Genomic DNA, 13,788 nt, shown 5'->3' on the forward strand with positions numbered 1-13,788 from the left:
TCGTGTTCGTTCGCGTTCAGCGACTGGGCCAGGACCAGGCGGCTGCCATCCGGGGCCACGTCGCGGATGAGGTAGTGGTCCTGCCCGTCGGTCAGCATGCGCGGCGGGGCGGAGCCGTCGATGGGCGCGCACCAGACATTCTCGGTCTCGGTCGGGCCGGCCATGCACCAGAAGGCCCAGGCGCCGTCCTCGCTGGCGTGGATGTTGGACAGTTGCGGGACAGAGGCCCAGAGGGCGGCAAGATCGGTCATGGATCCTCGATGAAGTGGCAGGCGGCCAGGCGGCCGGGGGCGACCTCGCGCAGGTCTGGGCGGGTGGTGCGGCAGAGGTCGGCGGCGCGGGGGCAGCGGCTGGCGAAGACGCAGCCGGGCGGGGGCGAGAGGACCGAGGGCAGCTCGCCGGGGAGCGCGGTGCCGATCCGGCCCTTCTCGCGCCTCGGGTCGGGTTCGGGGACGGCCTGCATCAGCGCCCGGGAATAGGGGTGCAGGGGCCGGGCATAGAAGGCGTCGCGCGGGGCATGTTCCACGACGCGGCCGAGGCACATCACCATCACCTCGTGGCTGATGTGGCGCACCACGGCGAGGTTGTGCGAGATGAAGACCAGCGCAAGGCCCATCCGTTCCTGGAGGTCCATCAACAGGTTGATGACCTGGGCCTGGATCGAGACATCCAGCGCCGAGACGGGTTCGTCGCAGACGATCAGTTTCGGCCGCCCGACCAGCGCCCGGGCGATGCCGACGCGCTGGGCCTGGCCGCCGGACAGTTCGTGCGGATAGTGGTCGGCGAAATCGGGCGAGAGGCCGACCTGTCCCAGCGCCTCGATGGCGCGGGCGCGGGCCTCGCGGCGGGAAAGCTGAGGCTCGAAGGTCGCCAGTGGGCGGCTGACGATGCGGGCCAGCGTCATCCGGGGGTCGAGCGAGGCGATCGGGTCCTGGAAGATGATCTGCATCTCGGACCGCCGGCGGCGGAGTTCGGGGATCAGGCCCATGTCCTGCCCCTGCCAGAGGACCTGGCCCGCGCTGGGTTCGATCAGGCGCAGGAGCGCGCGGCCAAGCGTGGACTTGCCGCAGCCGGACTCGCCGACGACGCCGAGGGTCCGCCCCGCCGCGAGCGTGAAGGAGACATCGTGGACGATGGGCAGGAGGCGCGGGGCGGAGAACAGGCCCGGCCCGGGGATCCGGTAGCCCACGCCGAGGTTCCGGGCCTGCAACAGCGTCATGGCGCGGCCCACGTCAGGTGGCAGGCGGCGCGGTGGCCTGGCGTCAGGTCGCGCAGCGGCGGGCGGTCGGTCGCGCAGACGGACAGGCGGGCCTCGCAGCGGTCCACGAAGGGGCAGCCGGTGACGGACCCGCCCGATCGGGGGGTGCCGGGGATCGTGCCGAGCCGCGGGGTCAGCGCGGTTTCCAGCCGGGGCATCGCCGCCAGAAGCCCGCGCGTGTAGGGATGCGCCGGCGAGTCGAACAGGGTTTCCGCCGGCGCCTCCTCCATCACCCGCCCGCCGTAAAGCACCGCCACCCGGTCGCACAGCCGGGCGACGACGCCAAGGTCGTGGGTCACGAGGATGATCGCCGTCCCCGTCTCGCGCCCGAGTTCGGCCATCAGGTCCAGCACCTGCGCCTGGATGGTGACGTCAAGCGCCGTGGTGGGTTCGTCGGCGAGGAGGAGCTTCGGCCGGGCCAGCAGGGCCATGGCGATCATCACCCGCTGCCGCATGCCGCCGGAAAACTCGTGCGGATAGCGGCGGGCACGGGCTTCGGCGTCGGGGATGCGGACGCGGTCGAGCATCCGCACCGCCTCGGCCCGGGCCTCGGCCTTGCCCATCCCCTTGTGGACGATCAGCCCCTCGGCCAGCTGGTCGCCCACGCGCATGTAGGGGTTCAGGCTGGTCATCGGGTCCTGGAAGATCATCGAGAGCCGGTCGCCCCGCACCCGGTCGAGCCGGTCGGGCGGCAGGGCCAGAAGGTCCTGGCCCTGGAACAGGACCTGGCCCGTAGCCCGGCCGTTCGCGGCCAGAAGCCCCATCATCGCGTAAAGGATCTGGCTTTTCCCCGATCCGCTTTCGCCGACGATGCCCAGCACCTCTCCCGCCGCAAGCTCCAGCGAGACGCCGTCCACGGCCACGGCCTCGCCATGGGGCAGGCGGAAGCGGACGCCGAGGTCCCTTATGGACAGAAGGCTACCTGTCATTGGGATCGAAGGCATCGCGCAAGCCATCGGCGATGAAGTTGAGGCAGAGGAGGACGAGGGCAAGAAGGCCTCCGGGCAAGAGGAGAAGCCGCAGGTCGCTGCCCATTGCCGCCGTGCCGGCCTGAATCAGGTTGCCCCAGCTCGCCTGTGGCTCCTTGATGCCGATGCCGAGAAAGGAGAGGAAGCTTTCCGACAGGATCACCTCGGGCACCAGAAGCGAGCCATAGACGATCACGGTCGAGACGCAGTTCGGCACGATGTGCTGCACCACGATGGCCGGGCCGGTCATGCCTCCGGCTCGGGCAGCCTGGACGAATTCCCTCTGCGCCAAGGATTGCGCCTGAGCCCGCACGATCACCGCCGGGGTCAGCCAGAGGGTGAAGACGATGGCGGCGAAGAGGGCGATGTTGCCGCCGCCGAAAAGGAGGCTGAGCAGGATCACCAGGATCACATAGGGAAAGCCGTATAGCACCTCGACCAGCCGCATCATCACCCCGTCGGTGCGCCCTCCGGCATAGCCCGCCACCGCGCCGTAAAGCACACCGATCACGCCGGCTACCAGCGCGCCGAAGAAGCCGATCGTCAGCGAGACCTGCCCCCCCTCCAGCACGCGCACCAGAAGGTCGCGGCCGAAGTCGTCGGTGCCGAACAGGTGCGGCCAGGTGAATCTTGCCGGGGCCGAGATGTTGTCGAAGTCTGCGTCCTCGCCGGTGAAGGGGAAGGCGAAGGGGCCGAGGAAGCACAGCGCCACGATCAGCGCCAGCACGACGGCCGAGGCCATCGCCAGGCGGTTCTGGCGGAAGCGCCTCGCCTGAAGCCGCAGCGTCGAGACGCCGGGCGCGAGGGCGGCCTCAACGTTCATTGCGGATCCTCGGGTCGAGCAGCGCGCGGATCACGTCCGTCGCGATGTTGAACAGGATCAGGATCGCGCCGTAAAGCAGCGTGATCCCCATCACTAGCGGATAGTCGCGGTTCAGCGCGGCATCGACGAAATGCCGCCCGATGCCGGGGACGGCGAAGATCGTTTCGATCAGGATCGAGCCGGTGATGATCGCCGCCGTCGCCGGGCCGAGATAGGCGATGACGGGCAAGAGCGTGCCGGTCAGCGTGTGGCGCCACAGCACGCGCCGCCAGCCGATGCCCTTGGCGCGCGCGGTGCGGACATGGTTCTCGCGCAGGGTCTCGATCATCGAGGTCCGGGTCAGGCGGCTGATATAGGCGATGTTCGGCAGGGCCAGCACGATCACCGGCAGGATCAGCGACCGCCAGCCCTCGCCGATCCCGCCCACCGGCAGCCAGTCGAGCCGCAGGGCGAAGGTCGCCTGCAGGACCGGGCCGATGACGAAGATCGGGATGGCGATGCCCACGACGCCCACCAGCCCGGCCAGGTAGTCAGTGGCCGAGTTCCGCCTGAGCGCCCCGGCCAGCCCCAGGGCCACGCCCACGAGGGTGGCGATGACCACCGCCCAGAAGCCGATGGTCAGCGAATAGGGCAGGCCCGAGGCGATGAGGTCGTTGACCGAATAGTCGCGGTGCCGGGTCGAGGGGCCGAGGTCGAGCCGCAGCACCCCCCAGACGAAACGGCCGAACTGCATCCAGAGCGGTTCGTCCAGATGGAAGGCCGCCTCGATGTTGGCCTGCACCTCGGGGCTGATCTTGCGGTTGCGGGAAAACGGCCCGCCGGGGGCGAGGCGCATGACGAAGAAGGTCAGCGTCACCAGCGCCGCCAGCGTCAGCCCCCCGTGCCACAGCCGTTTCCCGATGAAGCGCAGCATCGCCGGCCCGGACTACTCCAGCACCATCCACTGGCTGTTGTGATAGCCCGCCGCCGAGGCGCCGAAGCCCTTGACGTTGCGCTTGACGAGGTGGCGGTTGGGCTCGATGGCCATCGGCGCGAAGATGTAGTCGTCAAGCAGGAGCTTCTCGGCCCTGGCCAGTTCCGGGTAGCGCGTCGCCTTGTCCGGCTGTTCGGCCGCCAGGTCCATCGCCGCATCGAATTCGGGTTTCACCCAGTCATAGCCGGGTTCCGACGAGGGGCGCATGTAGGACAGGAAGGTCTCGGGTCCCGCGAAATCGCCTACCAGGTTGTCGGCGAAGATGGTCCAGTCGTCGGTGTAGAAGAGGTCGAGCCAGGCCTTCCGCTCCATCGAGTTCACCGAGACATCGGCGCCCAGAACCTTCTTCCACATCAGCGCCGCCCCTTGCGCGCGGCGGATGTTCGCCTCGGCCACGGTGGTGGCGATGGACAGTTTCAGCGGGTTGTCCGGGCCGTAACCGGCCTTGGCGTAAAGCTCTTTCGCCAGCGCCTCCCGGTCGGCCTGGCTCATCCCGGCCTCGGCGATGGCGGGGCCGGCGTAGTCGGGATCGAAGCCGCCGGCATAGCTGAAGGTCGGCGTCGCCCCGCCCTTGACGATGCGGTTTTCCAGCGTGTCGCGGTCAAGCGCGAGCGACAGCGCCCGGCGCAGGTCGATGTTTGCGAGGTCGGGGTTCGACAGGTTGAAGCTGTAGTAGATCAGATAGGTCGAGGGGAAGATCCGCACCTCGTCCGGCGTCTCGGCCTTGAGCCGCTCCAGATCGGCCAGGGGGATGTCGTAGGTGATGTCGATCTCGCCCGCCTGATAGCGTTTCAGCTCGGTGCCCACGTCCTCGGTCACATGATACTTGACGAAGGGGATCTTCACATTGGCCGCGTCCCAGTAGTTCGGGTTCTTCTCCAGCAGGACATGGCTTTGCGGCACGACCTCGCGGATCACATAAGCGCCGTTCGAGACGACCTTGGCCGGGTCGATGAACACGCCCGCGCCGCCCGCCTGAAAGCTCGGGGAATGCAGCGGTGCGAACTGGAAGGCGCCGACGAGGTCCAGGATATGCGGCGCGGGGGTCTCCATCTCGATGACCAGGGTGCGGTCGTCAGGGGCGGTGACGCCGAGGACGGACGGGTCGGTCGTCTCGCCATTCGCCAGTGCGGCGGCGCCCTTCACCTTGATCGTCGAGTAGAAGTAATAGCCCTTCTCCGACACCGTGGCGGGGTCCAGCGTCCGCAACACGCCGTTGACGAAGTCCTGCGCCACGAGCGGGTCGCCGTTCGACCATTTCAGCCCCTCGCGCAGGTGGAAGGTATAGGTCTTGCCGTCCGCGCTCGCCTCCCAGCGCTCGGCGGCGCCGGGGATGATCGCGCCGTCGGGGTCGAAGGTGACGAGGCCCTCGTAGGCGTCGGCGAGAATCCAGCCGGCGGCCGCGTCGAAATTGACCTGCGGGTCGAGCGAGGACCATTCCGACCCGATGCCCCGGTCCAGCGTGTCGTCGGCCAGCGCCGGCCCCGCCGCCAGCGCCAGCGCCATGGCCGCGCCGGCAAGCCAGGCGCCCAGTCCCTTGCGAAGTCCCGTCATCTGCCGCACCTCCCTGATGTCTGTGTTCGTTCAGTCGGACAGAAGATCGCCCTGCCGCCGGATCTCGCGGCCCGCGACATGGCAGAGGCCCTGGCCCTTGAGGCAGCTGGTCCAAAGCTCCTGCCGGAAGAGGATGCCGGTCGTGGGCGCGCGGATTTCCTCGCGGCGGCGGGCGGCGGCGTTGGTGACATGGCCCAGCACCTGGCCCTCGGTCACCCGGTCGCCGGGGCGGGTGATCCAGCTGACGATGCCGCCGATCGGCGCCATGAACTCCACCGCGCCGGCGAGCGGCAGTTCCTCGGCCGGGCCATGCGCGGGGGCGGGGCCGCCGGTCAGGACGCCCGCGCCGGCGAGGAAGGCCATGAGCCCCTTGGTGTCGCGGAGGGCGAGTTCGTCCGACACGTCGCCCTGGCCGCGGTATTCCAGCGTGGTCGAGAAGCAGGGCTGCGGCACCCGGTCGCCGAACCTGTCGCGCAGGGCCCGCCAGGGGGCGGTATGCGCCTCGTCGAAGGCGTTGCCGCCCGAGACATCCTCGATCAGCGCCAGCACCGACCCCGTGCAGCGGCCCAGAAGGTCCGCGATCTCGGGCCGGGCGGTCGAGGCGTAGAAATGCATCACCGCGTGGTGGTCGCAATGCAGGTCGAGCACGATGTCGGCGTCATGCGATGCCTGCATGAGGCGGATGCGCAGCTCGTCCACCTCGGTTTCGATCTTCGCCCCGGCCAGGGCGGTGGCGAAGGCGGCGCGGATCGTCGCGACATTGGCCTGTGGGTCCTCGCCAAGCCGCCCCTCCAGCGCGTCGCCGGCGAGTGCCGCCAGATCGGGATAGCCGCGGTTGAAGTTGTGCGCGCCCTCGAGGTCGCGCCGGCCGACCGGCTTGTGCAAGAGCCACTCCGACAGGCCAATGGGATTGGCGAGCGGGACGACCACGACATGGCCCTTGAGGCGGCCCTCGGCCTCGGCCGCGTCCAGCATCGGCATCAGGTGGTAGAGCGCCAGCGGACCCGGCATCTCGTCGGCGTGCAGGCCGCCTTGCAGATAGACCTTGGGCCGGCTGCCCTCCTGCCCCCAGTGATGGCGGGTCAGGACCCGCGTGGTGCCTGGACTTGGCCCGGAGAGGGGCACGGTCTCGGTTCTCATGCACACCTCTGGTGGGGCGGGAGTATTTGATCAAAGCTTGCGCTGGCCGACCCGGTCATGTCAACGCTTTCCCGGGTGGTCAGATGTGGTCGCGCGGGATCGATTCGGTCCAGTCCCGGCGCGCGATCTCGGTTCCATTCTCCAGGATCACGGTTTCCGCCCGGATATGAAAATGGGTTTCATCGCAGGTAATACGGCTGCGGCTTTCGTGGGTGAAGGTGCCATCCGCGCGGGTCTGCACCACGCGGTAGGCGGTTTCCATCGCGGCGCTGAGCGGGTCGCCCTCGGTGATGAGATAGCGGGCATGGCCCTCGCTGGCCTGCCGTATGCCGATGTCGGGAAACTCGTGGTCATAGCACCAGCGGGGAAAGTCCACCGCGATCCGCCCCGACAGGAGGTCGCGCGTCACCCGGCGGGGATGGGCGGGGGTGACGGGGTGGTGGATGACCGGGCTTTGCGGCGCCATCTCGGGCGGGTCGAAGGGGCGGAGGGCGGCGTCCTCTGGCCGGGGCGGTCGGACGGGCAGGATCAGCCGCGTCGCGGCAAGGTCCACCGTCAGCGTCGCCAGCTGCGGCGAGGGCCAGGCGATGGGCCAGTAGACCGAGGAGAGCGACAGCCCGATGCGGTGGCCGGCCGGGAAGGCATGGGCGATGTCGTCAAGTTCCACCATCACATCGACCGGCTGGCCGGGGACCAGCGCCCGAGGCCGGTCGTGGCCCCGGTGATGCGCGAGGTTCAAAAGGCCCAGCGTGACCCGCGTCGAGGCCCCGTCCGGCGCGATGTCGCAGAGCCTGACCGCGACCAGCGCCAGCGGCCGGTCCGAGGCAACGCGCAGCACGAGGCGGGCCGCGCCGAGGATCTCGACCGCTTCCGCCAGGGGGGCGGTCCGCCAGACCAGCGACCCGCCGTCATCCTCGCGCTGGTCGGTGGGCCAGTCGGCCTCGTCGCCGTAGCGGCCGATTTCGCCCGCCGCCGCGCCGACCCAGAGGGGGGAACGGATGCGGGCCGCGCCTGCGCCCGGTCGGTCCTGCAACCGCCCTTCCGCAGGATACAGCGCCCAGTCCCATATGCGAGGACTGGGCCAGTGATCCTCGCCCACCCAGCGGCCGGGGCGGTGGGTGTAGCAGGTGCGCGGCGGCACCGAGTCCTGCATCCAGACCCGCAGCGCGGGTTCGTCCATGATCCCGGTGGGCAGGCCCTTCATCCAGTGGTCGCACCAGCGCAGCACCTCTTGCAGCCAGCCGATCGCCGGGCCGACCGTCACGTCCATCGGGAAGGAATGGGCCCAGGGTCCGATCAGCCCGCGGCAGCGGTCCGGGCCGAGCCCGGCGAGCAGCCTTGGCACCGCCTCGGAGTAGTTGTCGGCCCAACCCGAGACCGCATAGACCGGCACCCGGATCGCGGCGAAGTCCTCGCAGACCGAGCCGTGCCGCCAATAGGCGTCGCGGCGCTGGTGGCGCATCCAGGTCAGGCCCCAGGGGCGGTTCGCCGCGATCCGCTGCCGCCAGAGGTCGCGCCATGCGGGGCCGTGCAGGGCGGGGTCCGGCGGCAGGTCCATGCCCGCGACCATTGTCCCCGACCAGTCCATGTTGTCCTTCGACAGGCAGCCGCCGATGTAGTGGACATCGGTCGCATAGCGGTCGTCGGTAAAGCCGACGGCGATCACGGTCTTCAGGGCCGGGGGCTGCCGCGCCGCGATCTGCAAGCCGTTGAAGCCGCCCCAGCTGATCCCGATCATCGCGACCTGCCCGTCGCACCAGTCCTGCGCCGCGATCCAGGCGACAACGTCGCAACCGTCGCGCAGCTCGACTTCGGAATATTCGTCGTCGAGAAGCCCCTCGCTTTCGCCGCAGCCGCGGATATCGACCCTGAGGCAGGCATAGCCATGCCCCGCCAGATACATGTGCAGGCCCTGGTCGCGCCCCCTGGTGCCGTCGTGCTTGCGATAGGGCAGGTATTCCAGGATCGCCGGATGCCGCCCCGTCGCCGGACGCCAGAGCTTGGCAGCAAGCCGAGTGCCGTCTGGCAGCGGGATCCACAGGTTTTCCACCACCTCGACCGGATGCGGAAAGTCGCTGCGGATCCGTGCCAAGTGCAATCCTTTCCCCGAAGCGGAACCGCGGCCGCCGGACGGTCCGGGTCCGGGGCGTTGCGCCTGAGCCATGCGTAGCAGGCAGCCATATGTCGGGGCAACATAAGGGTCTGATCTGTCCCGGCGGCGACGCGGTGCGGCCCGGGAAAAAGAAAATGGCCCGGGCCTTTCAGCCTGAGCCATCGAAGCGAGTGGCGGACCCGGAGCGATTCGAACGCCCGACCCTCAGATTCGTAGTCTGATGCTCTATCCAGCTGAGCTACGGGTCCGCGATGCAGGGCGATGTAGCCCCCTCGGGCGGGCAATGCAAGGGCCAAATCACGCGGAAATCTCACTGGTCCCTTTCGGCAGGTGGATCGCGAACTCGGTGCCTTCCGCGTCAGAGCGAACCAGTTCCAGCCGGCCGCCGTGACCGCGCACCAGCTCGGCGGCGATCGCAAGGCCGAGGCCCGTGCCGCCCTTCCGAGCGCCGCCCTGGAAGGCCGAGAACAGATGCTCGCGTGCCTTGGCCGGCAGGCCAGGCCCGGTATCGCCGACCCGGATCCACCATTCCGATTCGTCCTCGCCCGCCGAGACCTCGATCGTTCCGGGCTGGCCCGTCGCCTCAATCGCCTGCCGGGCGTTGCGGATCAGGTTGGACAGGACGCGATAGAGCTGTTCGCCATCCGCGCGGATCATCATTCCGGGCGGGATGTCGATCAGGCAGGTGATGGAAGAGTCGGGGCCGAGGCCCTCGCCCTCGACGACCTCGGCGGCGAGTTGCGCGAGGTTCAGGCGCCGCAGTTGCGGCGGCGGTTCCTCGGCCTTGCCGAAGGCCAGCGTCGCCTCGCAAAGCGAGACCGCGCGGCTGATCGAGCCGATCAGCTTTGGCGCCGACCGCGCCACGACCGGGTCGGCGCTGCCCTCGATCCGGTCTGCGAACAGCTGCGCCGTGGTCAGCACATTGCGCAGGTCGTGGCTGATCTTGGCCACGGCACCGCCCAGCTGCGCCAGCCTCTCCTTTTGCCGCAGGGCGCCGGTCAGCTGGGTCTGCATCGACTGCAAAGCCTCCTCGGCCATGCGCAGCTCCTCGACATCCGCATTGGGGGTGATCACGCGCCGCGCATCCTCGGGTGCCTCGGCATAATCGCGCATGTGCCGCACCACCCGGCGGATCGGCAGCACCAGCAGGCGGCGCACGGCAAGGAACAGGAGGAACGCGGTGACGACCGAGATGAGGGCCGACAGGATCAGGATCCGCAGCCCGTAGTCGATCATGGCGACCCGCAGGGGGCGCGTCTCCATCGTCACCTCGATCAGCGTGCCGGCCTCCTGCACCGGGTAGCCGATTACCCGGACGATGCGGTTTTCCGGGTCGAGCAGCGTGGCGAAGGCATCGCGGATCAGCTCCCAGGGTCCCGCCATGCGCAGGTCATACGAGGCATGGATCTCGTCCGGCACCGGCGAGGACAGGACCAGCTGCCGAACCTCGTCCCGGCGCAGGACGACGTTGTAGACCTCGGCGTTCTTCAGAAGCTCGGCCTCGAGGTCCGGCGAGACCGGAGCGTCGGCGGCAAGCTGGGTCAGGGCAGCGATCTGCGCCTGTTTCAGCCGGGTCAGAAGGAAATCCGCCCGATAGCGTGCGATCGAGGGCACGAAGATCATCACCTCGGCCAGCATCACGAAGATGACGGTCAGGATCAGGAAGCGCCCGGACAGCGTGTTGAGAAAGCTCTTGCGTCTTTCGGCCACCCGAACCTTCCACCCGAACCTGCCTGGTCCGGCTTCACGGAACCCATCGCTGGATGAAGCCCACCACGCGCTTCAACCCCAGGTTCTCGAACAACTTCGGGCTAAAATAGGCGCCCGCCGCGCGTTTGGAAACCTCTCCCAGCGTCGGATAGGGCGCGATCATGCCGGCAATGGCGGACATTTTCAGCCGGGCCGAGATCGCCAGCGCCCAGAGCCCGATCAGCTCGCCCGCCTGCGGACCGACGATGCCCGCGCCGACCGGGCGGCCCTTGACCACCATGACCTTGAGCAGGCCCGTGGTCCTGCCCTCGGACTGGGCGCGGTCGTTGTGGGCGAAGCTTGCGCGCAGGACGGTCAGCGCATCGCCATGCGTGGCGCGGGCCTCGGCCTCGGTCAGGCCGACCTGCGCCAGTTCCGGGTCGGTGTAGGTCGCGCGCGGGATCGCCCGGGGATCGGCCCTGGCCGGCAGACCCAGAACCGCCTGCCGGATCACGATTCCGGCATGCCAGCCTGCGACATGGGTGAACTGCGGCCCCCCCGCCGCATCGCCCACGGCATAGACCCGCCGGTTGGTCGAGCGCAGCCGCGCATCCACCGTCACGCCCCTGGGCGTGTAGGCGATGCCCGCCGCCTCGAGGTTCATGCCGTCCAGCGCCACCCGGCGCCCGACCGCCATGAGAAGATGCGTCCCCCGCAGCTGTTGCCCGTCGCCCAGCGTCACCTCGACGGCGCCCTCCTCGCCGGCCAACCGCACCACCGGCTGACCCTCGACCAGCGCGATCCCCTCGTGCCGCAGGGCCTGAACGACCACGGCGGCCAGTTCGGGATCCTCGCGGCCCAGCACATGCGCGGCCTCGATCACCGTCACCTCGCAGCCCAGCCGCCGGTGCGCCTGCGCCATCTCGACCCCGATCGGTCCGCCACCGATGACGATCAGGTGGCGGGGCCTCTCGCGCAGGTCGAAGATCGTCTCGTTTGTCAGGTAGGGCACCGTGTCGATCCCCTGCACCTGCGGCACGAAGGGGCGCGAGCCGGTGGCGATGACGAAGCGCCGGGCGCGAATCGTCGCATCCCCGGCCTGCACCTCGCGCGGGCCGGTGAAACGGGCGAAAGCGCGAATGACGGTGCAGCCGAGGCCCTCGAAACGCTCCTGGCTGTCCACCGGGGCGATCGCCGCGATCACCGCGCGGACATGGTCCTTGACCGCGCCGAAGTCCACCGCGGGTTCGACCCCGGCGATGCCGCGGAAGCCCCGGCGCTGTGCCTCGGCCGCCTTGGCCGCGGCGATCAGCGCCTTCGATGGCACGCAGCCCGCGTTCAGGCAGTCGCCGCCCATCTCGCCCGCCTCGATCAGCACGACACGCGCGCCCATCTGCACCGCGCCCGCTGCGACCGACAACCCACCCGATCCGGCGCCGATCACGCAGATGTCGGTCTCGATCCGTCCCATTCAGCGCATCCTCCGGACGGCGCGCAACAGCATCGGCAGCGCGGCGAGGGCGGCAAGCCCCAGAAGCGGCAGCAGAACGGGCGGGGTGAAGAGGACGCCAAGGTCCGGCGCCTCGTCCCGGGCAAAAACCTCGCCCAGGCCAGCGCCGACCGAGGTGAAGACCAGCGCCCCCGGGATGATCCCGAGGAAGGTCGAGACGGCAAAACGCCAGAGACTGGTGCCGACCAGCGCCGGGATCAGGTTCGCGATGAAGAAGGGCACCAGCGGCACGAGGCGCATCAGGAACAGGACCGACCATTCGTTCTCGCGCAGGCTGGACTGCAACCGCGCCGCCCTGCCGCCAGCCCCTTCAAGCTTGCGCGACAGGGCCTCGCCGAAACCGGAGCGCGCCGCCAGGAAGATTAGGACCGCCCCGGTCCCGGCGCCCAGGACGTTGTAGAGCACGCCGGGGAACAGACCGAACAGGAAACCGCCGGTCAGCGTGGCGATGGTTCCGCCCGGCAGGCTGAGGCCGACTATGGCGACGTAGGCCGCAAGGAAGACCAGCACCGACCACAGGTAATGCGCATCCCGATAGGCCAGCAGCTCATCGCGGTGACGCGCAAGCGCCTCGAAACTCAGATCGTCGCGCAGGACTACGGCCCCAACCAGCGCCGCACCCAGGATCACCAGGATCGGCAGGCGGCGCAGCCAGGTCGAGGACGAAGGGGCGGGTGTCACGGGGGCTCCTTGCATGGGGCCTGACCATGGCCCAGCTTGGCGCGGCGCGACAGGGGGTTCACGCGGCCTTGATCCCGGTCGGCTCAAACCCGGCAGGGCTGCAACATTTCTTGCGGCCGGTCGTGGAAATGTTGCAGGAAATCCGCCCGGGCCACGTTGACTTGGGCCGCGACCGCCCGTAAATCACGGGCTTCAAGTTACCGGCCTCGAATCCTAATGGTTTTCGGGTCACGTCTGATGGAGAGCCGCGATGAAGCGCACCTTTCAACCGTCGAACCTGGTTCGCAAGCGCCGCCACGGCTTCCGGGCGCGCATGGCCACCAAGAACGGCCGTCTGGTCCTGGCCGCCCGCCGCGCCAAGGGCCGTCACAAGCTGACCGCCTGATCGACCGCCCGCAAGGGCGTCAGGGTTTGCTCATGACACCGCCGGAGACCCAGGGCCAAGGCATCGCCGCCGCAGCGCCCGCAAGGTCTCCGGCGGTTTCGCTTTGCGTGATGGCCAAGCGCGCCGACTATCTGAAGGCGGCTGCGGCGCGGCGGCAGGGGACCGGCGGGTTCCTTCTCCAGGCGCGCGACCGGGCGGATGGCGACCCGGCGGTGCGGGTGGGGTTCACCGCCTCGAAGAAGATCGGCAATGCGGTGCTGCGCAACCGGGCCAAGCGGCGGCTGCGGGCGCTGGCGCGCGAGGTGCTGGCGCCCGAGGCCCGTCCGGGCTGGGACTATGTCCTGGTCGCCCGGCCCGAAGCCACGGTGACGCGCAGCTACGCCGACCTTTGTGCCGACCTTCGGCAGGCGCTTGCCACGGTCCACCGGGGGCGGGCATGACTCCGCTTGCCCACCTTGTCGCGCTGCCGGTCCGGGCCTACCGGCTGGTCCTGTCGCCCTGGGTCGGCCATGGCTGCCGGTTCCAGCCGACCTGTTCGGCCTATGCGCTGGAGGCGCTGGAACGGCACGGGGCGGTCAAAGGCAGCTACCTTGCGGCCCACCGGATTTGCCGCTGTCACCCCTGGGGCGGGCATGGCTACGACCCGGTGCCGGGGGCGGACCCCGAACACGACGCGGGACGGTAGGCCGGAATT

At 69.4% G+C, this 13,788-nt stretch carries 14 protein-coding genes and 1 tRNA gene; 3 read left to right on the plus strand and 12 right to left on the minus strand.

Going from position 1 to position 13,788, the window contains the following annotated elements; genetic code table 11:
* From ACK4IU_RS02200 to ACK4IU_RS02255, 12 genes are all read right to left on the minus strand, one after another.
* The coding region (locus ACK4IU_RS02200) for a hypothetical protein (protein WP_409731182.1) at positions 1-251 on the minus strand (251 nt) is incomplete at its 3' end.
* Complete coding sequence (locus tag ACK4IU_RS02205) at positions 248-1,219, minus strand: ABC transporter ATP-binding protein (protein ID WP_409731184.1); 972 nt, start codon at positions 1,217-1,219, stop codon at positions 248-250. The genes ACK4IU_RS02200 and ACK4IU_RS02205, both read right to left, overlap by 4 nt.
* Complete coding sequence (locus ACK4IU_RS02210) at positions 1,216-2,187, minus strand: ABC transporter ATP-binding protein (RefSeq protein ID WP_409731186.1); 972 nt, start codon at positions 2,185-2,187, stop codon at positions 1,216-1,218. Before ACK4IU_RS02210 ends, ACK4IU_RS02205 begins: the two co-directional genes overlap by 4 nt.
* A complete protein-coding gene (locus ACK4IU_RS02215) occupies positions 2,177-3,049 on the minus strand; it encodes an ABC transporter permease (RefSeq protein ID WP_409731187.1) in 873 nt (290 codons plus the stop codon). The genes ACK4IU_RS02210 and ACK4IU_RS02215 overlap by 11 nt, the downstream gene beginning before the upstream one ends.
* Entirely contained in the window at positions 3,039-3,962 is a 924-nt protein-coding gene (locus tag ACK4IU_RS02220; protein ID WP_409731189.1) for an ABC transporter permease, read from the minus strand. Before ACK4IU_RS02220 ends, ACK4IU_RS02215 begins: the two co-directional genes overlap by 11 nt.
* 12 nt (positions 3,963-3,974) lie before the next feature.
* Positions 3,975-5,576, minus strand: a complete 1,602-nt coding sequence (locus ACK4IU_RS02225; RefSeq protein ID WP_409731191.1) for a peptide ABC transporter substrate-binding protein — start codon at positions 5,574-5,576, stop codon at positions 3,975-3,977.
* Positions 5,577-5,606: 30 nt separating this feature from the next.
* On the minus strand, positions 5,607-6,716 hold the full coding sequence (locus ACK4IU_RS02230) for a succinylglutamate desuccinylase/aspartoacylase family protein (RefSeq protein WP_409731193.1): 1,110 nt from the start codon (positions 6,714-6,716) through the stop codon (positions 5,607-5,609).
* 79 nt (positions 6,717-6,795) lie between these two features.
* Positions 6,796-8,808: a CocE/NonD family hydrolase gene (locus ACK4IU_RS02235; protein WP_409731195.1), complete on the minus strand. Its 2,013-nt coding sequence runs from the start codon at positions 8,806-8,808 to the stop codon at positions 6,796-6,798.
* A gap of 192 nt (positions 8,809-9,000) precedes the next feature.
* Positions 9,001-9,077, minus strand: a tRNA-Arg gene (locus ACK4IU_RS02240).
* Positions 9,078-9,126: 49 nt separating this feature from the next.
* On the minus strand, positions 9,127-10,467 hold the full coding sequence (locus tag ACK4IU_RS02245) for a sensor histidine kinase (protein ID WP_409731436.1): 1,341 nt from the start codon (positions 10,465-10,467) through the stop codon (positions 9,127-9,129).
* Between the two features lie 106 nt (positions 10,468-10,573).
* Positions 10,574-11,989 (minus strand): dihydrolipoyl dehydrogenase family protein, encoded by a 1,416-nt coding sequence (locus ACK4IU_RS02250; protein ID WP_409731196.1) that lies wholly within the window; start codon positions 11,987-11,989, stop codon positions 10,574-10,576.
* Positions 11,990-12,724 carry a TVP38/TMEM64 family protein gene (locus ACK4IU_RS02255; RefSeq protein ID WP_409731198.1) on the minus strand — a complete coding sequence of 245 codons (735 nt, stop codon included), beginning with the start codon at positions 12,722-12,724 and terminating at the stop codon, positions 11,990-11,992.
* Between the two features lie 235 nt (positions 12,725-12,959).
* Here ACK4IU_RS02255 and rpmH point away from each other — a divergent pair, with 235 nt between their 5' ends.
* From rpmH to yidD, 3 genes are read left to right on the plus strand one after another with little or no spacing between them, the layout of a single operon-like run.
* Positions 12,960-13,094 carry a 50S ribosomal protein L34 gene (rpmH, locus tag ACK4IU_RS02260; protein ID WP_103259146.1) on the plus strand — a complete coding sequence of 45 codons (135 nt, stop codon included), beginning with the start codon at positions 12,960-12,962 and terminating at the stop codon, positions 13,092-13,094.
* A 32-nt stretch (positions 13,095-13,126) separates the two neighbouring features.
* Entirely contained in the window at positions 13,127-13,534 is a 408-nt protein-coding gene (gene rnpA, locus ACK4IU_RS02265; protein WP_409731201.1) for a ribonuclease P protein component, read from the plus strand.
* Positions 13,531-13,779, plus strand: coding sequence for a membrane protein insertion efficiency factor YidD (gene yidD / locus ACK4IU_RS02270; protein WP_128513536.1), 249 nt, complete (start codon positions 13,531-13,533; stop codon positions 13,777-13,779). Before rnpA ends, yidD begins: the two co-directional genes overlap by 4 nt.
* Positions 13,780-13,788: the final 9 nt, after the last annotated feature.

This window comes from Tabrizicola flagellatus (assembly GCF_046295235.1).
GTDB classification, from domain to species: domain Bacteria; phylum Pseudomonadota; class Alphaproteobacteria; order Rhodobacterales; family Rhodobacteraceae; genus Tabrizicola; species Tabrizicola flagellata_A.

What these genes read in the sequence shown, in the direction of transcription:
- ACK4IU_RS02215 (WP_409731187.1), bottom strand. Translation starts at nt 3,049, where the DNA reads ATGAACGTTGAGGCCGCCCTCGCGCCCGGCGTCTCGACGCTGCGGCTT.
- ACK4IU_RS02245 (WP_409731436.1), bottom strand. Translation starts at nt 10,467, where the DNA reads ATGCTGGCCGAGGTGATGATCTTCGTGCCCTCGATCGCACGCTATCGG.
- rnpA (WP_409731201.1), top strand. Translation starts at nt 13,127, where the DNA reads ATGACACCGCCGGAGACCCAGGGCCAAGGCATCGCCGCCGCAGCGCCC.
- rpmH (WP_103259146.1), top strand. Translation starts at nt 12,960, where the DNA reads ATGAAGCGCACCTTTCAACCGTCGAACCTGGTTCGCAAGCGCCGCCAC.
- ACK4IU_RS02225 (WP_409731191.1), bottom strand. Translation starts at nt 5,576, where the DNA reads ATGACGGGACTTCGCAAGGGACTGGGCGCCTGGCTTGCCGGCGCGGCC.
- ACK4IU_RS02250 (WP_409731196.1), bottom strand. Translation starts at nt 11,989, where the DNA reads ATGGGACGGATCGAGACCGACATCTGCGTGATCGGCGCCGGATCGGGT.
- ACK4IU_RS02220 (WP_409731189.1), bottom strand. Translation starts at nt 3,962, where the DNA reads ATGCTGCGCTTCATCGGGAAACGGCTGTGGCACGGGGGGCTGACGCTG.
- yidD (WP_128513536.1), top strand. Translation starts at nt 13,531, where the DNA reads ATGACTCCGCTTGCCCACCTTGTCGCGCTGCCGGTCCGGGCCTACCGG.
- ACK4IU_RS02205 (WP_409731184.1), bottom strand. Translation starts at nt 1,219, where the DNA reads ATGACGCTGTTGCAGGCCCGGAACCTCGGCGTGGGCTACCGGATCCCC.
- ACK4IU_RS02255 (WP_409731198.1), bottom strand. Translation starts at nt 12,724, where the DNA reads ATGCAAGGAGCCCCCGTGACACCCGCCCCTTCGTCCTCGACCTGGCTG.
- ACK4IU_RS02230 (WP_409731193.1), bottom strand. Translation starts at nt 6,716, where the DNA reads ATGAGAACCGAGACCGTGCCCCTCTCCGGGCCAAGTCCAGGCACCACG.
- ACK4IU_RS02210 (WP_409731186.1), bottom strand. Translation starts at nt 2,187, where the DNA reads ATGACAGGTAGCCTTCTGTCCATAAGGGACCTCGGCGTCCGCTTCCGC.